Origin of the sequence: Acinetobacter sp. SFB, assembly GCF_001647545.1 — a bacterium.
Taxonomy (GTDB): domain Bacteria; phylum Pseudomonadota; class Gammaproteobacteria; order Pseudomonadales; family Moraxellaceae; genus Acinetobacter.
Genome location: NZ_LSZH01000012.1, coordinates 54,546 through 73,049, shown reverse-complemented (window position 1 = coordinate 73,049; position 18,504 = coordinate 54,546). Strand labels below are relative to the sequence as shown.

At 40.7% G+C, this 18,504-nt stretch carries 17 protein-coding genes; 2 read left to right on the top strand and 15 right to left on the bottom strand.

Annotated features, from left to right (window positions below):
* Positions 1–3: 3 nt before the first annotated feature.
* The 11 genes from AY606_RS07675 to AY606_RS07625 all read right to left on the bottom strand — a co-directional run bounded on the left by AY606_RS07675 (position 4) and on the right by AY606_RS07625 (position 9,733).
* Positions 4–987, bottom strand: a complete 984-nt coding sequence (locus AY606_RS07675; protein WP_067866782.1) for a DNA polymerase III delta subunit-related protein — start codon at positions 985–987, stop codon at positions 4–6.
* A gap of 24 nt (positions 988–1,011) precedes the next feature.
* Positions 1,012–1,773, bottom strand: a complete 762-nt coding sequence (kdsB, locus tag AY606_RS07670; protein ID WP_067866781.1) for a 3-deoxy-manno-octulosonate cytidylyltransferase — start codon at positions 1,771–1,773, stop codon at positions 1,012–1,014.
* 12 nt (positions 1,774–1,785) lie between these two features.
* On the bottom strand, positions 1,786–2,790 hold the full coding sequence (gene lpxK, locus AY606_RS07665) for a tetraacyldisaccharide 4'-kinase (RefSeq protein ID WP_067866779.1): 1,005 nt from the start codon (positions 2,788–2,790) through the stop codon (positions 1,786–1,788).
* A 3-nt stretch (positions 2,791–2,793) separates the two neighbouring features.
* Positions 2,794–4,521 (bottom strand): lipid A export permease/ATP-binding protein MsbA, encoded by a 1,728-nt coding sequence (gene msbA, locus AY606_RS07660; RefSeq protein WP_067866777.1) that lies wholly within the window; start codon positions 4,519–4,521, stop codon positions 2,794–2,796.
* Complete coding sequence (locus AY606_RS07655) at positions 4,521–4,943, bottom strand: ExbD/TolR family protein (protein ID WP_067866775.1); 423 nt, start codon at positions 4,941–4,943, stop codon at positions 4,521–4,523. Before AY606_RS07655 ends, msbA begins: the two co-directional genes overlap by 1 nt.
* A gap of 8 nt (positions 4,944–4,951) precedes the next feature.
* Complete coding sequence (locus AY606_RS07650) at positions 4,952–5,590, bottom strand: MotA/TolQ/ExbB proton channel family protein (protein ID WP_067866773.1); 639 nt, start codon at positions 5,588–5,590, stop codon at positions 4,952–4,954.
* 30 nt (positions 5,591–5,620) lie between these two features.
* Positions 5,621–6,508 carry a ParB/RepB/Spo0J family partition protein gene (locus AY606_RS07645; protein WP_067866771.1) on the bottom strand — a complete coding sequence of 296 codons (888 nt, stop codon included), beginning with the start codon at positions 6,506–6,508 and terminating at the stop codon, positions 5,621–5,623.
* Positions 6,505–7,287, bottom strand: coding sequence for a ParA family protein (locus AY606_RS07640; RefSeq protein ID WP_067866770.1), 783 nt, complete (start codon positions 7,285–7,287; stop codon positions 6,505–6,507). Before AY606_RS07640 ends, AY606_RS07645 begins: the two co-directional genes overlap by 4 nt.
* Before the next feature lie 25 nt (positions 7,288–7,312).
* On the bottom strand, positions 7,313–7,945 hold the full coding sequence (gene rsmG, locus AY606_RS07635; protein WP_067866769.1) for a 16S rRNA (guanine(527)-N(7))-methyltransferase RsmG: 633 nt from the start codon (positions 7,943–7,945) through the stop codon (positions 7,313–7,315).
* Positions 7,946–8,030: 85 nt separating this feature from the next.
* Entirely contained in the window at positions 8,031–8,720 is a 690-nt protein-coding gene (murU, locus tag AY606_RS07630; protein WP_067866768.1) for an N-acetylmuramate alpha-1-phosphate uridylyltransferase MurU, read from the bottom strand.
* Entirely contained in the window at positions 8,720–9,733 is a 1,014-nt protein-coding gene (locus tag AY606_RS07625) for an aminoglycoside phosphotransferase family protein (RefSeq protein WP_067866767.1), read from the bottom strand. The genes murU and AY606_RS07625 overlap by 1 nt, the downstream gene beginning before the upstream one ends.
* Before the next feature lie 120 nt (positions 9,734–9,853).
* Here AY606_RS07625 and AY606_RS07620 point away from each other — a divergent pair, with 120 nt between their 5' ends.
* The gene (locus AY606_RS07620) at positions 9,854–12,313 is read left to right on the top strand and encodes an LPS-assembly protein LptD (protein ID WP_067866765.1); all 2,460 of its coding nucleotides are present in this window, start codon (positions 9,854–9,856) and stop codon (positions 12,311–12,313) included.
* Positions 12,313–13,617, top strand: coding sequence for a peptidylprolyl isomerase (locus AY606_RS07615; protein ID WP_067866763.1), 1,305 nt, complete (start codon positions 12,313–12,315; stop codon positions 13,615–13,617). The genes AY606_RS07620 and AY606_RS07615 overlap by 1 nt, the downstream gene beginning before the upstream one ends.
* Before the next feature lie 642 nt (positions 13,618–14,259).
* Here AY606_RS07615 and hfq read toward each other — a convergent pair.
* From hfq to tsaE, 4 genes are all read right to left on the bottom strand, one after another.
* On the bottom strand, positions 14,260–14,787 hold the full coding sequence (gene hfq / locus AY606_RS07610; RefSeq protein ID WP_067866761.1) for an RNA chaperone Hfq: 528 nt from the start codon (positions 14,785–14,787) through the stop codon (positions 14,260–14,262).
* Positions 14,788–14,877: 90 nt separating this feature from the next.
* Positions 14,878–15,822: a tRNA (adenosine(37)-N6)-dimethylallyltransferase MiaA gene (gene miaA / locus AY606_RS07605; protein WP_067866759.1), complete on the bottom strand. Its 945-nt coding sequence runs from the start codon at positions 15,820–15,822 to the stop codon at positions 14,878–14,880.
* A 6-nt stretch (positions 15,823–15,828) separates the two neighbouring features.
* A complete protein-coding gene (gene mutL, locus AY606_RS07600; RefSeq protein WP_067866757.1) occupies positions 15,829–17,787 on the bottom strand; it encodes a DNA mismatch repair endonuclease MutL in 1,959 nt (652 codons plus the stop codon).
* Positions 17,780–18,256 carry a tRNA (adenosine(37)-N6)-threonylcarbamoyltransferase complex ATPase subunit type 1 TsaE gene (tsaE, locus tag AY606_RS07595; protein ID WP_067866755.1) on the bottom strand — a complete coding sequence of 159 codons (477 nt, stop codon included), beginning with the start codon at positions 18,254–18,256 and terminating at the stop codon, positions 17,780–17,782. The genes mutL and tsaE overlap by 8 nt, the downstream gene beginning before the upstream one ends.
* Between the last annotated feature and the right edge of the window lie 248 nt (positions 18,257–18,504).

Sequence of the window (18,504 nt, the reverse complement as noted above, 5' to 3'; positions counted from 1 at the left end):
TATTTAAATGTTCATTAGTTTTATACACAATTGATCAAGCACCAAATTGCTTTGTACGTTCTGCTCGATAAACTGTTTCGATTGTTGCAAGTCGGAATAAATGGTGAATAAAAATTCCAACGTATATTGTTCTGATAATCCAATCAAATCCAAATCTGGATTTTTAACCTGTTGATTGAGCTTGACACAAATTAAATCGGACAACAAGTATTCAAACATTTGCGCAAAATCACTAAAACTTAAGGCTTTGTTCCACTTGGTCGCAATTGCCATTGGCATATTCTTTTGGGTCACTAATTTTTGCCAGTCATTTAGGAATTCTTGTCGTTTATTTAGCCATTCAGCTTGCGCCAATTGCATGGCTTGCAGCGGCATTTGATTAGACAGGTTCAATAACAACTGTTTTTGTGTCTGATTTAACTCAGGTAAATGCTGGGACAAATACTCGCCTGCTTGAGCTTCCGATATACGATCCAAAGCAAAATGTTGCAAACGACTGCGAATAGTTGCAGGAAGTTTTAGATAATGATCTGCCAATAAAATAATGACAACACGGTCACCGGGTTCTTCGAGTGTTTTGAGTAATGCATTTGCAGAAGACATATTTAACGCTTCTGCCGGCTCAATCACAATCACTCTCCAACCATCTACCGTTTGTTGCACAAAGGGCAATAAATCACGAATTTTTTCGATTTTAATTTTGGCGTTTTGTTTTTTATTTTCTTCATCTGTGCTGATATGCACATAGTTCGGATGAGTATCCGATTTCAGCCACAAGCAACTGCCACATTCACCGCAAGCTACATTATTGGCATGACGGTTGGCACACAGCACCCAAGCCAAAAAATATTGTGCAAACGCTTCTTTGCCACAACCTTTTTTGCCATAAAAAAGCAAGCCATGTCCAAGTTTCGGGAAACGTCCGGTTAGCGTATCCCAAACGGTTTGCTGCCATGGATAAACTTGTGCGACCACATCTTTTTGCATTAAAGCCCCACCTTATCCCAAATTTCACTCAAAGCAGGAAACATCCATTTCATTCAGACGATCCAAATCGGCTTGCGTATCAACACCTGGTGGCAAGTTGGCTTCAGCAACGGCAATCGCAATACGGTGACCATTTTCAAGCACACGTAATTGTTCCAGGCTTTCCAGTTTTTCCAACACACCCATCTCCCAAGACACATATTCTTGCAGCAAATTTACACGATAGGCGTATAAACCCAAGTGACGGTACCCCTGCGAATGTAATTGCTGTGCGTCTTGTTTCACACCATCACGATCATAAGGAATGGTCGCACGGCTGAAATACAACGCCTGGTTGTATTTAGACATCACCACTTTCACAATACTGTCACGATGAAACTCATCCAGACTATGAATCGGCTCACACAAGGTAGACATCGAAGATTCAGGCTGTGATTCTAATAGTTGTGCCACCTGTTGCACCAATTGAGCGGGCAGCAAAGGTTCATCGCCTTGTACATTGACAATGATATCTTCACTTGCCCAACCTTTAATGCGTGCCACCTCGCTTAAACGATCCGTTCCTGATGGATGATCTGCACTGGTAATGACAACATCCACACCTTCAGCACGGCAAACCTCAGCAATACGTTCATCATCGGTTGCAACACATAAATCATCAAAACCCGCGACTTTTTTTGCCTGATCAACCACCCGTAAAATCATGGGACGACCATGAATTGCCAGTAATGGCTTACCGGGTAAACGTGAACTTGCAAAACGTGCGGGAATAACAATATATTTCATGAACGATGAACCTTAAGAAATTTGAATACCGAATTGCTGTAATTGCTGATTTAAAACTTCATAACACTCAGGAGAAAGTACAGCTTCAACAGGAACCACCCAAATTTCACGTTTGAAATCTGGATTTTGCTTTAATAAGGGCAAAAGTTTCACTGCATCTTTTTCGGTGGTAATAATGGGATTTGCATCCTCAAATTGAAGATCACTGATTTCATAATCGTAATGATCGGGAAATTCATGACATTGAAATTGATGAATCCCGATAGAATCTAAAGTTTTATAAAATCGCTGTGGGAAACCAATCCCTACCACTGCATAAAAATTGTCAGCGGGATTAAAAGGTTGACTATCTTCAGCATTGAGTAAATACGGGCTAGCCACTTCTAAATGCATATTTAGAGTAGAGCTCGGATCTGCTGCATGCTCAATAACCGTCCCTGTATTTAAACGGCTTGGAGGTTCGCGCAAATATCCTTCAGGCAATAACTTTTGATTGCCCAAGCCACGATTCTGATCCAGCACAATCCATTCAATTTGACGCGCTAAAGCCCAATGCTGTAAACCGTCATCACTAATAATTAAATCCAATTTATACTTGGATAACAAGTATTCAATACTGTGCTGTCGATTTGAACCCACGACCATCGGAACGCCAGTGGATTGAACAATCAAACAAGGTTCATCACCCACAATTTCTGGCATAGATTCCAAATCGACATGGGCCGGGAAAGGACCTTTCCCACCATAACCGCGACTAATCACACCCACCCGAACATTTTGGCTGTGTAGATAATTGACCAACTGGATCAGCAGTGGCGTTTTACCACTACCGCCGACTGTAATATTGCCAATGACCATCACCGGTACTGGAGCCTGATAGCTGGTTTTAATCCCCAGTTGGTAAAGTTTTTTATTCAGTAAAAAACCACCACGATAGATCCATGCTAAAGGTCTAAGCACAATTAACCACTTGGCTTGTTTATTCCAAGCGTCCTGAATCAATTGGGCAATTGACATAAATCAATTTTCCTCAAAATTACGCTGATGCAATTGGTAATAAGCGCCATGCTTGGCAATCAATTCCGCATGCGTACCTTTTTCAACAATTGTACCTTTATCCATCACCACAATAAGGTCAGCATTTTCAATGGTCGATAAACGATGCGCAATCACAATGGTGGTGCGATCCTGCATGGCAGCATCAAATGCACGTTGAATATAGTATTCCGATTCGTTATCGAGTGCACTAGTCGCTTCATCAAGAATCAGGATCGGCGCATTTTTCAAGATTGCACGCGCAATTGCAATACGCTGGCGTTGCCCCCCTGACAAGTTTAGACCTTGCGCACCTAATGGCGTATCATAACCTTGCGGTAAAGCCATAATAAAATCATGCGCATACGCAGCTTTAGCCGCTGCAATAATATCTTCTTCTGGAGCACCATCAAGTTGCCCATAGGCTATATTTTCACGAACAGTACGATTGAATAGCACCACTTGCTGATTCACCATAGCAATCTGGGTTCGTAAGGTATTTATCTCTAGCGACTGAATATCCTGTTGATCCAAATAAATATGACCTGAACTCGCTTCCTGAAAACGCACCAGTAGATTCACTAAAGAAGTTTTACCTGCACCTGAACGCCCCACCAATGCAACCGTTTCACCTGCTTTAACATTCAAGTTAAAATCATGAATCGCTTGATGACCATCGGAATAAATTAAATTCACGTTTTGGAATTGAATATTACCCTTCAGAACTGTGGTTAGAGTTCCAGTGTTTTGTTCTTCGGATAAATCGAGTAATTCAAAAACTGAATGCGCCGCCGCCATACCCCGTTGTAATTTTTCATTCACCTCAGTCAAGGCTTTAATAGGTTTGCTTAGCATACCCGCTGCCGTGATGTAAGCAACGAATTCACCGGCACTGGTATCACGTAAAATTTCCGGTCGTAATGCAATCCAGATAATAAGCCCCATTGCAATCGACATAATAAATTGCACAACTGGGCTATTGAGCTGTTGCACCACCACCATTTTCAAACCACGTCTTAAATTTTCAAGCGAGTGATCTTTAAAACGGGTTTGCTCATACTCTTGCCCACCAAAACCTTTTACCACTAAATTACCATTTACTGTTTCTTGCACCACATGGTTAACATCCCCCATGGTGTCCTGAACTTGTAAAGACAATTTACGCATCCGTTTCGATGCCTGGCGAACCAAAAAACCCATCAGTGGCGCAAAAATCAGAATAATCAGGGTCAGTCGCCAATTGCTGTATAACAGGTAGCCGAGCAAGCCAATGGTAATCAGACCTTGTTGCACAATGGTTTTAAGGGATTCTGAGGAGGCAGCGGTTAACTGCTCTACGTTGTACATAATTTTAGCAGTGATATGTCCACTGCTATTATCTAAATAATATTGAGACGGCAGTCTAAGTAATTTAGCGAAAACTTCCTGTCGGATATTAAAAACCAGATTGCGTGAGATTACTGCGGTGTAATATCCCCCAATAAAGGAACCCACTCCACGGAAAAACATCAGCAAAATAACAAGAAAAGGAAAAATAGAAGTAAAGTCTTGATCTCTATTTTGGATTGCAGTAATGATTTTTTCTAATAATTTTGCAATAGAAACTTCTGTTGCAGCACTAATTGCAAAACCGATAAAAACTAATATCGCCACGCCCCAAAAAGGCTTCAAATAGCCCAAAAGACGTAGATAGACTTTAAAATCTTGCTTCACTAATAACCTCTAGACGGAACTTTAGTACTAATGTTGATGTTAACAAAACCCAGTTGACCCGCAACATCCATCACCCGAATCACATCCTGATGCGTGGCTTTAGCATCTGCCGCAATCACGAACATTAAATCACGACGATCATTAGAAATCTGTTTAATTGCAGTATTTAAATCTGCTACATCTTTACTTGCAAGCGATTGTCCGTTAATTGAATAATGCCCGGAAGCATCCACAACCACTTCAACTTTATGATCATATTGCTTAAGCGGGACACCTTGCGCATCGGGCAGGGTTAAATTCAAGCGGCTAAACTGGTTAAATGTAGTAGATAACAATAAAAAAACCAGAATAAACAGCAAGCAGTCGATCATGGGGGTTAAGTTAATAGGAATATCTTCAACTTGTGTGCGTTTGAATTTCATTTTCCACCCTAACCTGCTTTTCTTATATCTTGTTCTTCATCTGTAGAATTTTGATAGAAAAGTGCTGCATGGAATAAGGTCGATTGTTGCTCAAGTTCAGCAACATACTCTTGTACTAAACGCTGAAAATAACGATAGGCAAACAAGGCAGGAATGGCAATAAACATACCTGCTGCAGTCGTAATCAATGCTTTTGAGATACCCGGAATCATCAAGGTTGGATTGCTATTAGTTCCTAAATCAATCACCAAAAATGACTCAATAATCCCCAGAACTGTACCCAACAAGCCCAATAGTGGCGCGACTGCACTGAGTGTACCCAAGAAATTAATATTTTTTTCCAAATAGCCTATTTCTTGAGAAGCGGTCGTTTCCATCTGCGCCCGAGCATACTGCTCATTTTTATTTTTACTTTGGTAACCTGCAGCAAAGATGCGCCCCAAGGTGCTACCTTGCAAGCCTTTATTTTGTTGCAATTGTTGCATGACAACATCGGCATTTTGAGTTTGATTCAGTAACAATGCTTTAGGCAAAATCATTGATTTTTTTAATCGAATAAAACGCTCAATAGTTATTGCTACTGTAAAAATCGAACATAAAACAAGGGGAAGCATCAGCCACCCACCTGCTTTGACTAATTCCCACATCTGTTTTTCCCCAATAAAACTAACAAAAAATTATTCTGCGAAACAAATATTCAAAATACCATCTAATTCATCAAGTGAATGGTATTGAATGACAAGTTTTCCTTTACCTTGCTTATTATGATCAATTTTTACATCTGCACTAAAACGTTCTGCCAAACGCTGAGTTAACTGCTGGATATCTGGAGCAAGATCCACTTTTTCTTTTTCTTGTTTAGGTGCGTTTAAATCACGGACCAGTTGCTCGGTTTGGCGTACCGATAAACTTTTTTCAATCACATGCTCTGCAACTTTAAGCTGATCTTTGGCTTTTAAAGTTAAGATGGCCCGGGCATGCCCCATATCAAGCAGACCTTGCTGCATGAAATCTTTGACCGATTCAGCCAAGGTCAAAAGACGCAATAAATTACTTACAGTCGTACGGGCCTTACCCACGGTATCGGCAATTTCCTGGTGACTTAAACCAAATTCCTCATGAAAACGCTGCAATGCCATCGCTTGATCAATTGGATTTAGATCTTGACGTTGAATGTTTTCAATCAATGCCAATGCAATGGCCACTTGATCAGTCAGGTCACGCACAATGGCCGGAATTTCAGTTAAACCCGCAAGCTGTGCTGCACGCCAACGACGTTCCCCAGCCACAATTTCATAGGGAAATTTCTCATCATCGATTGGACGAATGACGATAGGCTGCATCACACCATGTTTTTCAATCGAAGCAGCAAGTTCTTGAAGATCGGGTTCATGAATAAAACGACGCGGTTGATATTCACCACGTTTCAGCAAGTGAACATCAATCTGTTTCAATTGCCCATGATCTAAACCTTGAGCTTCCATCTGTAATTTTTCTTTTTGGATTGAACCAAGCAAGGCATCAAGACCACGACCTTTAGCTAATCCGCGTTTTTTTATGGTCATGCTTTAATTCCTTTTTTTACTTTACTTTTCTTTAACACTTCAGCCGCTAAATTTAAGTAAGCAACTGCACCTTTTGAATTTTTCTCAAAATAGATTATTGGCAAACCATGTGCAGGCGCTTCAGCAAGACGCACATTCCGCGGAATCACGGTGTCATACAGCTTCTTGCCAAAGTATTGCTCAAGTTCTTCTGAAACATCACGTGTCAATGCATTCCTTGCATCATACATGGTGCGCAAGACACCTATAATTTGCAAATCCGGGTTGAGTGCTTGTTGAATACGGTCAATGGTTTGGGTTAAATCTGCCAAACCTTCAAGTGCATAATATTCACATTGCATTGGAATCAGCACACTATCGACCGCTGCCAGAGCATTTACGGTAATCAGGCTTAAACTGGGCGCACAGTCCACAATAATATAATCAAAAGAATGTTCTATTTCTTTTAAAGCTTCCCTCAGAATAAACTCACGACCATCCTGTTCTGCAATCGCGAGTTCCACACCCGCCAAATCACGGTTTGCACCTAAAACTTTATAGCCGACTTCTGCCTTGCTAATTGCTGTTTCAATGGGAACTTCACCCAATAAAACATCAGTAACCGAATACAAAAGATCATTTTTTTGGATACCAGACCCCATCGTGGCATTCCCTTGTGAATCCATGTCCACAAGTAAAACGCGCTTCTTTAATACAGCTAACGATGCTGCCAAATTTACTGCGGTTGTGGTTTTGCCTACACCACCTTTTTGGTTCGCAATCGCAATAATTTGTGCCATGGTAACCCCAACCTTTCAAAAATAATTAAATACGTTTTAACAAAAGCAGATGACGCTGTTCATCCAATCGCGGAACCTTTAACGCAATGATGTTACAACTAAACTCTTGCTGAATGGCAGCGACTTCTTCTTCAGGAATGAGGCCTTTCATTGAAGCAATAATACTGTTTTCATGCATATAAGGTTTCGATGCAGCAACAAAGTCGGTTAATGATGCAAAGGCACGACTGGTAATGACATCGAACTGCCCCAAGTCATTGATGCTGTCTTCATTTTCGACACGCGTTTGCACTGCAATCACATTTTTTAATTTTAAATCCGCGATAAACTGCTTCAAGAAACGAATTTTTTTGCCATTTGAATCCAGCAAAACACATTCACGTTCTGGCTGACACAATGCAATGATCAGGCCCGGCATACCGCCACCTGTACCAATATCCAGCAGACGTCCTGATGGCAAGTCTTTTAAAATACTTAAGCTATCCAGCAAATGCTTAACCAACATTTCTTTTGGATCACGAATTGCAGTCAAATTATATGCTTTGTTCCACAATACCAAAGCATCTTGGTATTTGAGTAATAAATTTAAAGTCTCATCGCTGAGCTCTAAACCCAAAGCCTGACTACCCTGCTTGAGTTCTTGAAAAAACGTATGCATATACAATTAACGTCTCGAAAAAGTTAGGTGAAGTATACCGATTTATACATGAAGTCACAGTAGCGAGTGCTTAGTGAATACGCACTTAATCGTACAAGCCTTGCTTAATTTGTTGATCCAGCGCATTTAATCGTTCCGGAGTGCCAACATCAACCCAAACCGCATGCATCTTCGAAGCAGATATTTTTTGCTCAAGCATGCCTTGTTTCAGCAAGGGCGCCAACGGGCGTTTACCCGCTGCCAGACCATCAAACATTCTAGGATGAATCACCGCAACACCACTATAAGTGAGTGCTTCCCCCGGTTGTTCTTGTTCAAAGGTATAAGCACGACCATTTGAGAAAATGAAATCACCAGTCGGATGCTGTTCTGGATTAGCTACAAATACCAGATGTGCTAAATCTTCTGCAAGCTGCACATTCAATAAACAACTAAAATCCATCGTGGTCCAGACATCACCATTGACCAAAATAAATGGTTCATCACCCAGCAATGACAAGGCATTGATCATGCCGCCAGCTGTTTCCAGACCTTCACCTTCATGTGACCACAAAATATTTACGCCAAACTGCGAACCATCCCCTAAAGCAGCCGCCAGTTTCTCAGCTAACCAAGCGGTATTAATAACAATTTCAGTCACACCGATGGCTTGTAATTTTTCGATATGCCAGACAATGAGTGGCTTCCCACCCACTTCAAGCAAAGGCTTGGGCGTATGTAGTGTCAGCGGACGCATACGGTTACCCATTCCCGCCGCAAGAATCATCGCTTTCATTATGCAACAACCTCATAGCTGCCATATTTGGCTGCAAATTTTGGCATCACTTTGGCTTGGATGAACTGCATAAAAGGCTGAAGCTCTGCATAATTTTTACTTTCTTCAAGTAAATACCACATCACACGCGGCAAATCTTTCAAGTAACCTGTTTTTCCGTCACGCTCAAATAAACGCACAAAGATACCCAAAATTTTAAGATGACGCTGAATCGCCATCATATCGGCATCTTTTTTAAATTGTTCAAAATCGCGGTCTTGTTTTGCAGTTTCCGGCAATAAATCATAGAAGACTCTAAACCATTGATAAACCTGATCTGTGTTCCACTGTACATAAGCATCACGGGTAATCGAGATTAAATCGTAAGTATCTGCACCAATCACCGCATCCTGAAAATCAATTACGCCAAGATCGGTCTCGCCTTCAATTTTCATCAGGTTACGGCTATGAAAATCGCGATGCACAATCACTTGCGGTTGCGCCAATGCTGCATTGGCCAAAATTGCAAAGGTACGTTTAATTAATGCCTGCTCATCTTGAGTGGGTTGAATATTTAATGAAGGCAGCATCCAGTCTGTGAGCAATTCCATTTCAGAAATGAGTTTCTCATAGGAATAAGCCGGGAAATTTTCTGTGCCATCAATTGCCTGTAATTCGATCAACTGTTTAAAGCTTTGTGCATAATAGGCATCAACCGTGTCATCGTTCAGCAAGGTTGAGAGCAAAATATCACCAAAATCTTCTAGCAATAAAAAGCCTTGCTGCAAGTCTTTAGCGACAATATGCGGAACGCGAACGCCCTGACTATCGAAAAACTGGTCAATCGTCACAAAAGGCACACAATCTTCTTTTTCTGGTGGTGCATCCATGAGCATAAATGTTTTATTATTCAACTTGATTCGTGCATAACGACGGAAGCTTGCATCGCCTGGCAAAAAATTAATTTCAAATTGATCTGAATCAAGTACAGATGTAATCCATGTATATATGATTTGTTCACGTTGTGTTTTCATTTGCGATAAATTCTAAAACAGGCTGAGTTTTTAAAGTACTAAGTGTAGCCACTTATAAACTTTTTCTCTATGATGCGAGAATAATTAATTGCGATTAAGCATACTTGGTTAATGAGACAAATGAAGCATCAGTTTAAATTTAATCCTTTAGCGACTGCCATCTTGACCCTTCTATGTGGCAGCTCGATTTCAAGCTATGCTGAGTCCACACTTCCAGCTTCGACTGTCGACAATCAGAAAATGAAGGACAGCATTCAGGAAGCTTATCCGGGGCAACAATTTTTTGAACAATATTATGTTGATAAATCATCACCTGAAGCTCAGCAACGTCAGGGAAAACATTTAAGTTCCGCTTATTGTCAAGGTGCCTGGGTTACGCCGATTAGCCCAGAAACCAAAGCCATTGATGCTTCAGCAGCCACGTCAGTGGTTACTGCCGATTATGGTCATTACGATCCTAATGGTGACTCTGTCCTTCAAGGCAACGTATTAATTGATCAACAAGGTCGTCAAATTCGTGCCGATAAAATCACCATTGATCAGACCCAAACTTTTGCCAATGCTGAAGGTCGTGTGCAAATGGCGCAAGCCGGATTACTCGCACAAAGTGATCAAATTAATTACAACCTAAAAACCCAGCAAGGCGATTTAAAAAACAGCTTCTATATTTCTGAACAACAACATGCGCATGGTCATGCTGAAAAAATTGCCCGCACCTCTGACAATGTTGTGGTAATGAACAATGCCACATATAGCACCTGCCCACCCGATGAAACGCCAACCTGGAAAATTCAAGCAGATAAAATCACTTTAAATCAAGAAACCGGTCGCGGCGAAACGCGCGGAACTAAACTATATGTTAAAGATGTTCCCGTCTTAGCAGTTCCTTACTTTAATTTTCCGATTGATGACCGTCGTACAACGGGTATTTTGACACCAAGTTTCGGCTTTACTAACGATGGTGGTGTAGAACTTGCTGTTCCAGTATATTTAAATCTGGCACCAAATTATGATGCTACCGTTACTCCGCGATATATTGCTGATCGTGGACCAATGCTGCAAGGCGAATTCCGTTATTTAACAAAAAATTTCGGTTCAGGTGTGATTAGCGGCGGTTATTTAGCTTCGGATGACCAATATGAGGGTCAAGACCGTAAAGAATTACATCTACTACATCAATGGCAAATTAACGATCAATTTTCTACTAATTTAGATTATAACTATGTCTCAGATAAAGATTATTTAGCTGATTTAAATAACAACCCTAATTCGAAGACCGACTTAAACTTGCGTCGTTCTTGGGAACTTAACTATAAAAATGGTATTCCCGGTTTAAAAGCCCAGTTAAAAGTTGAGGACTTCCAAACACTAGATCAGTCTGTCTCTGATGAAGACCGTCCTTATGCCCGTTTACCCCAGTTCCTGTTAAATTATAAAACAGGCAACCCACTAGGTTTACAATACGAATTTAATAACGATACTGCTTACTTTAAAAAAGATATTAATCTTTCCAATACAGCGAATACAGGCTCGTTTGAACCAAGCGGTACCCGTATTTATAATGACTTTTCTGTTCGATATAACTACCGTAACCCATGGTCATTCGTTATTCCTGAAGTATCGCTTCGTAACGTCAACACTTTCTATGATCAAGACACAATTAATGCCAACCAGAACATTAATTCTTCAAATGAAAATCAATCGGTCACTGTACCGCAATTTACTTTAGATACCGGCTTGATCTTTGAAAAAGATGGGAAGTACCTGCAAACCCTCACTCCACGTGCATTTTACGCCTATGCACCGTATAAAAACCAAGAGGGTTACCCAAATTTTGACTCGACAACTGCATCAATCAATTATGATCAATTATTCAGCCCGCGTCGCTTTTATGGTCATGACCGTTTAGAAGACAACAATTTCTTATCTTTAGGTCTAAGTTATAGCCTATTTGATGAAATTGGTCTGGAACGCTTAAAAACCAGTATCGGACAAAGCTTTTACTTTGAAGATCGTCGTGTAAATTTAGAAAATGAACCTGATCAGTTTGATACTGAACGTCATACCGGCCCTGTTGTAAGTGTTTCTAGCCAACTGTCACAAAATTTCACCATTGGAGCCAACTCGGCATGGATGTCAAATGGTGACAATGCTCAACGTGACTTGCAACTCTATTACACCGGCGCTCAAGGTAATCTATATAACGTGGGTTACTTCTATCGCAAAGATATTCCAAATAGACAAAAGCAATATGATCAAGTCGTTGCATCCTTCATTCAGCCTGTATCTAACAACTGGCGAATTATGGGACATGCTCAATATGACTTAGAAAACAACGTCGCACGTGAATACCTGTTGGGTGTAAATTATGAAGCATGTTGCTGGGGCATTTCAGTTTATGGACGCTCTTACTATAATGACCTAGACGATGTGAAGGCGGAAGGCGTAAATGCCAAACGCGCCATTATGGCGGAAATCAGCCTGAAAGGTTTAGGTGGTTTCAATAAAAAGCTTTCATCATTACTAGAAAATCGCATTCTAGGTTTTAATAAAATTAATCAATCTTGGACAGAACGTTAATGAAGACAATACAGTTAAAACATTTTTTCAAAGCGACTGCTCTTGCTTTAGCCCTCTCTTCATCAATGACTACATTCGCGCAAACAACAGACGAAGTTGTTGCTTTGGTAGATAGCACTGTCATTTTAAAAAGTGATTTAGATCAAAGTGTGGCAGAAATAAAGCAACAACTTGAAGCTCAAAAAAAACAAGTTCCGCCAGAACAATTTTTGCAACAACAAGCTCTAGATCAGCTGATTACTCGCCAAGCACAACTTGAACAAGTCAAACGCTACAATATCAAGCCTAATGAAAAAGAGCTGAATGAAGCTGTGCTTAAAGTAGCCAGCCAATCTGGCAGCAAGAGTTTAGAAGCATTTCAACAAAAACTTGATGCTATTGCACCTGGAACGTATGAATCGCTACGCAATCGTATTGCTGAAGATTTAGCCATCAATCGCCAACGTCAACAAATGGTGATGTCACGCATTAAAATTAGTGACCAAGATGTAGAAAATTTTCTAAAAACACCACAAGGTCAAGCAGCATTAGGCCAGCAAGTTCACGTGCTGCATGTCCGTATTTCGGGTGATAAAAATATTGAAAAAGTTGCAGAACAGGTAAAGACTGCGTTAAAAGACAGTAATGATATTGCTGCAATTGATAAAAAATTTACAGCCAATGGTATAAAAGTTGAAAGTGCAGATATGGGTTTCCGTAATCTATCCGAAATTCCAACCGAGCTTGCAGCACGCGTAAGCCCTCTAAAGGTTGGGCAAACTACGGACTTGATCAAGGTTCAAGATGGTATACATGTTCTAAAACTGTTAGATCGTAAAGGTGCAGAGCAAAAAGCCATTGTGCCTCAATATCAAGTACGCCATATTTTGATTCAACCTACTGAAGTCGTTAGTCCTGAAAATGCGAAACAACAAATTGACAGCATCTACAATCGTTTGAAAGCAGGTGAAGATTTTGCAGTACTGGCATCAACTTTCTCAAATGACCCAGGTTCTGCTCGCGATGGCGGTAGCTTGGGCTGGGTGAATCCGGGTGTGATGGTGCCTGAGTTTGAAGCTCAAATGAAAAGTACGCCTGTAGGTCAAACCAGTGCCCCATTCCAGTCCCAATTTGGCTGGCACATTCTACAAGTGACAGATATTCGCCAAAAGGATATGACGCGTGAATATCAAGAACGTATGGCACGTCAAATTCTGGGTGAACGCCAGTTCGATGCAGAGCTAGATAGCTGGTTACGTGAAATCCGTAGCAATGCTTTTGTCGAGATTAAAGACCCAAGTCTGGATCGTAAAAAAAATAAATAAACTTAATTGGCTTAGCATTAAAAAAACCAGTTGCGACGAGTAACTGGTTTTTTATTGCATAAACATTGAGGCGGTCTTTACATAAGAATTGGGCAAATTTATCTAGGTTCTGTTCATATTTTTCAATGTATATGCAGATAAAAATATTAAAAAGCAATAAAATTTCATCGTATTATTTTAGTCTGTGTTATGAGAAAACTTGGAAATTTATGTAATGGAACCTCAACAATTGGTGGCATAGGATTGCTATTTGCATCTACTGGCAAATAATTTTTTGGATTGTTTCCGTTAATCTCTTTTAAGATATTTTGACTTTTTCATATTAGCAATATAATTATATGTTCAAAAAAATTTAATGAATGTATAGCCATTCTGAATCAATATTATTTTCAATTAAAGCTAACTATTTCAAAAATTTTACTACTTAGAGGTCAAAAATAAAACTTCTTAATTACTGAGTAGTATTTCGGAATAAAGTTATGAGAATCTTTCTAAAAGTAAATCGTTCGAATGTTATTTTAACAATTGACTTTTACTTGGGTAATATTGTCACACAAGTATATATGCACAGATTAACTTTAAAACCATAAATATTTAAATAAAAAAAACCTCTCACAAGGAGAGGTTTCCAAAAATTAACAATTAACGATTGTTTTCGTCGTCTTGAGAATCTTCAAATTTTGTTTCGCCTTCGAAACCTGGAGTAGATTGACCACTGAAGCCACCTTGACCACCGAAGCCACCTTGACCACCGAAGCCGCCAGGTTGACCACCGAAGCCGCCTTGACCACCGAAGCCGCCAGGTTGACCGCCGAAGCCACCTTGACCACCGAAGCCGCCAGGTTGACCACCGAAGCCGCCTTGACCACCAAAGCCACCAGGTTGACCGCCGAAGCCACCTTGACCGCCTTGAGCACCAAAGCTACCAGGAGCGCCTTGAGCACCGGCAGGAGCACCGGCAGGACGTGGGTTACGTGCAGGAACTACTGTAGAAATCGCATGTTTGTAAACCATTTGGCTTACAGTATTTTTTAATAAAACGACATATTGATCAAAAGATTCAATATGACCTTGCAATTTAATACCGTTAACAAGGAAGATAGAAACAGGGATACGTTCCTTACGGAGAGAATTCAAGAACGGATCTTGTAAAGTTTGACCTTTAGACATGTTATAACTCCAAAAAATTTAAAAATCAGCGCAAAAACTATCTCTATTTTTCAAATAAAAATTATAAAAAGACAGTTACTAAATTTTGCTTTATCCGTAACAGTTTCGCAAGTCTTCTTGAGCCTGCGTTATCGTCAAATATGTTTTAAAACTATGCGATTCTTGCAAAGATCTTAACCATGTATATTGACGTTTTGCAAGTTGTCGTGTCGCAAACAAGGACTTATCCTCCATTTCTTGCCGTTTTTCGTTACTTTGATCACTTTTTTGCAGGAATTCTAAAGTTTGACGATAACCGACAGAGCGCATGGAGGGTAAATTATCATTTAAATCGTATTTTCCAATCAGACCTTCCACTTCATGTAAAAATCCGATATCCCACATAGTTTTAAGTCGCATCTCTATACGTTTATGTAATTCTACACGATCAGGCAATAAAGCATGATTATGAAAAGTGTAACGATATGGTACATTTTTAGGTTGTTCAGCTTGTAATTTTGTAATCGGCTGTCCTGTAAGCTTAAATACTTCTAATGCACGAATGATTCTTTGCTTATCGCTGCTCTTAAATTTCTGCCCAGCCAATGGATCTACTGCACACAATTCTGCGTAAACCGCCTCCCAGCCCTCCCGCTCTGCTTGTGCTTCGATTTCAGCTCTGATGGCATGATCAGCACTGGGTAAATTGCTCGACAATCCTTCTAGCAAGGCTTTGAAATACAACATGGTTCCACCCACTAAAATGGGTGTTTTACCCCGTGCATGCATATCGTCAATCAAGGTACAGGCATCTTCGACAAAATTGGCTGCCGAATACACTTCTAACGGTGTAATAATATCAATCAGATGATGCGGATAACGTGCCTGTTCCTCTTTGGTCGGTTTGGCTGTACCAATATCCATATCTTTATAAACCAGCGCAGAATCGACGGAGATAAGTTCAAAATGACCTTGCTCATAAAGTTGACATGCCAAAGCGGTTTTACCACTTGCAGTTGGTCCCATTAAATTGATGACCGGCAATTGATTTGACATGTACAACTACTCTCCTCGAGCAAAAAGTTTATCTAATTGTGAAAGTGGAAAGGCACGCCAGGTTGGACGTCCATGATTACACTGACTGGCAAATTCGGTTTGTTCCATTTGACGCAGCAGTGCATTCATTTCCGAAAGGCTCAATATCCGATGTGCACGAACTGCGCCATGACAGGCCATTCCCGCCAAAATTTGATCACGCTTTTGCAACAAGCCTTGGGCTTCATCACTTGGGTCTAAATCATTTAGCAATTCTGGCACTAAAGATTCAAAATCGGCCTTATGTAAAATGGCAGGCACCCCACGCACAATCACTTGTTCGTCGCCATATTGGTCAATTTCTAGACCTAAACGCGCAAGTTGATCTTTCAGGTCATCTACCCGCATGGCTTGCATACGACTGATACTGATCACTTTGGGAATGAGCAGCTGCTGTGAAGTCCAGAATTCCGGTTTATCCCAAGCGGCTTTCATTTGTTGCAATACAATCCGCTCATGTGCGGCATGCATATCAATAATAATCAAGCCTTCGGTGTTTTGCGCCAGGATATAGATTCCATGCAATTGTGCAATCGCAATCCCCAATGGATGTTCATCGACTTGAACAGCTGTACTTGGTTCAAATTGATTCAACGCTGCATTTGCATTCGACGAAGTAGATTCACGTAATGGCGCCAAATAACTTTGCAACGCATTATTGAGCTGCTGCGAACCTGTATAGCGACTTTGCGAAGACTGAGCTGAATATTGAACAGGCTGCGGACTACTGGCGTTGAAATCCGTTAATAACTCAGTAGATGACTGAGCTGCCATGGCTGGCTCCAAAGTCTCTACAGCACGATGCAGTTGAAACTGCTCCTGATAACGCGGAAGTTGCGTTTGAGGATGGTGAGCATCTGCCTCTTGCACTTTCATGGCTTGGGCCAAGTCAGCACTTGCGGTTTGAAACTGAGACAAAGTTTCTTTGGCAAAATGACGCACAAACTCATGCACTTCACGCTGATTTAGAAAACGAATTTCATGTTTGGTCGGATGTACATTAACATCAACATTTTCAGGATCAACTTCTAAAAACAGCAAATATGCAGCATGCTGATGACCATGCAGAATCCCGTCGTAAGCCATACGCAAAGCATGAGAGATGGTTTTATCTTTCACAATACGCCCATTTACGTAGACATACTGCAAATCCGCTTGTGAACGTGCATCGGATGGATGACCGAGCCAACCAGATAGACGCATGCTGATACTATCGGCATCCATCCAATAGGCATTTTCAGTAAATTGACGACCTAACAACTGCTGAACACGCTGAAAACGGAGTTCGCCACTATCAGCCAGCGGCAAGTTCAACCTGATATTATTGTTATGCTCTAAAACAAAACGGATATCAAAATGGGTTAAGGCCAGACGACGGACAATTTCTTCAATATGTCCAAACTCAGTGCCCTGCTTTTTTAAAAATTTTCGACGTGCCGGCACATTAAAAAACAGATCCTGAATCCGGATATGGGTGCCTTTTTGAGTCGCGACTGCCTGAATTTCCTGATGATCAAAAGCGGTACCATTTACTTCCACCCGATAACCGATTCCATCCTCATTCTGGCTGCTGGTCAGGGTTAACCGTGAAACTGCCGCAATCGAAGCCAAAGCTTCTCCACGAAACCCCAAACTAACAATGGCCTGTAAATCATCTGCAGTATGAATTTTGCTGGTGGCATGACGCATGACGGCCAGCGCTAAATCATCTGGATGAACTCCATGACCATTGTCTATGATTTCAATTAAGGTACTACCACCTTGTTCAACACGAATAATAAGTTCGGTCGCACCCGCATCAATTGAATTTTCTAATAATTCTTTCACCACCGATGCAGGACGTTCAATCACCTCGCCTGCCGCAATCTGGTTCGCCAGAGCAGGATTAAGGGTATGAATACGACGTTCGCTTAAATCATTACGCATTGTTAAAATGACTCTCTAATGCTTGGTTTAATGCTGCTGATGCAAAACTTAAACTTGCTGTACGTGTCAGCTCATCTTCAGACTTTTCAATATTAATAATCAGGTCAGCTGGTGGAATTTCATCGCCACCTTTTGAAGGCCATTCAAATAGAAATAGCGCCTCTGGCGTTTCTAAATAATCACGAATCCCCATCAGCTCAAGTTCATAAGGGTCGTTTAAGCGGTATAAATCGAAATGAAAGATATCTTTACCATTAATATGGTACGGTTCAACCAAGGTATAAGTGGGACTTTTTACTGCACCCTGATGCCCTAAACTTTGCAAGAAATAGCGGGTCAGTGTGGTTTTCCCTGCGCCTAAATCACCAATTAAATAAACCACGCCCGTGTTAAAATGCTGCGCCAAAACCTGTGCTAGATTTTGGGTATCGTCTTCATTATTCAAGGCCAAATTAAATGAATACTGCATATTATTCCCGACATGATTCCAAAGACCAATTATGATAGCATCGCACCGCTTTATTGCCCATGCTCACACTTCTAAATGTGTAACTTTTCCTACATTTCCTTGTAAATATCATTCATTTTAATTAACGACAGATTGATCCAAGACAAATCACATGACCAGCACTGAATTTATTCCGCCAATGATTGATGGGAAGATATTTTATATTATTTGAAATATATTCAATAATTTATAATTATATAACTATTCCA

What these genes read in the sequence shown, in the direction of transcription:
- AY606_RS07675 (WP_067866782.1), bottom strand. Translation starts at nt 987, where the DNA reads ATGCAAAAAGATGTGGTCGCACAAGTTTATCCATGGCAGCAAACCGTT.
- kdsB (WP_067866781.1), bottom strand. Translation starts at nt 1,773, where the DNA reads ATGAAATATATTGTTATTCCCGCACGTTTTGCAAGTTCACGTTTACCC.
- lpxK (WP_067866779.1), bottom strand. Translation starts at nt 2,790, where the DNA reads ATGTCAATTGCCCAATTGATTCAGGACGCTTGGAATAAACAAGCCAAG.
- AY606_RS07655 (WP_067866775.1), bottom strand. Translation starts at nt 4,943, where the DNA reads ATGAAATTCAAACGCACACAAGTTGAAGATATTCCTATTAACTTAACC.
- AY606_RS07650 (WP_067866773.1), bottom strand. Translation starts at nt 5,590, where the DNA reads ATGTGGGAATTAGTCAAAGCAGGTGGGTGGCTGATGCTTCCCCTTGTT.
- AY606_RS07645 (WP_067866771.1), bottom strand. Translation starts at nt 6,508, where the DNA reads ATGACCATAAAAAAACGCGGATTAGCTAAAGGTCGTGGTCTTGATGCC.
- AY606_RS07640 (WP_067866770.1), bottom strand. Translation starts at nt 7,287, where the DNA reads ATGGCACAAATTATTGCGATTGCGAACCAAAAAGGTGGTGTAGGCAAA.
- rsmG (WP_067866769.1), bottom strand. Translation starts at nt 7,945, where the DNA reads ATGCATACGTTTTTTCAAGAACTCAAGCAGGGTAGTCAGGCTTTGGGT.
- murU (WP_067866768.1), bottom strand. Translation starts at nt 8,720, where the DNA reads ATGAAAGCGATGATTCTTGCGGCGGGAATGGGTAACCGTATGCGTCCG.
- AY606_RS07625 (WP_067866767.1), bottom strand. Translation starts at nt 9,733, where the DNA reads ATGAAAACACAACGTGAACAAATCATATATACATGGATTACATCTGTA.
- AY606_RS07620 (WP_067866765.1), top strand. Translation starts at nt 9,854, where the DNA reads ATGAAGCATCAGTTTAAATTTAATCCTTTAGCGACTGCCATCTTGACC.
- AY606_RS07615 (WP_067866763.1), top strand. Translation starts at nt 12,313, where the DNA reads ATGAAGACAATACAGTTAAAACATTTTTTCAAAGCGACTGCTCTTGCT.
- hfq (WP_067866761.1), bottom strand. Translation starts at nt 14,787, where the DNA reads ATGTCTAAAGGTCAAACTTTACAAGATCCGTTCTTGAATTCTCTCCGT.
- miaA (WP_067866759.1), bottom strand. Translation starts at nt 15,822, where the DNA reads ATGTCAAATCAATTGCCGGTCATCAATTTAATGGGACCAACTGCAAGT.
- mutL (WP_067866757.1), bottom strand. Translation starts at nt 17,787, where the DNA reads ATGCGTAATGATTTAAGCGAACGTCGTATTCATACCCTTAATCCTGCT.
- tsaE (WP_067866755.1), bottom strand. Translation starts at nt 18,256, where the DNA reads ATGCAGTATTCATTTAATTTGGCCTTGAATAATGAAGACGATACCCAA.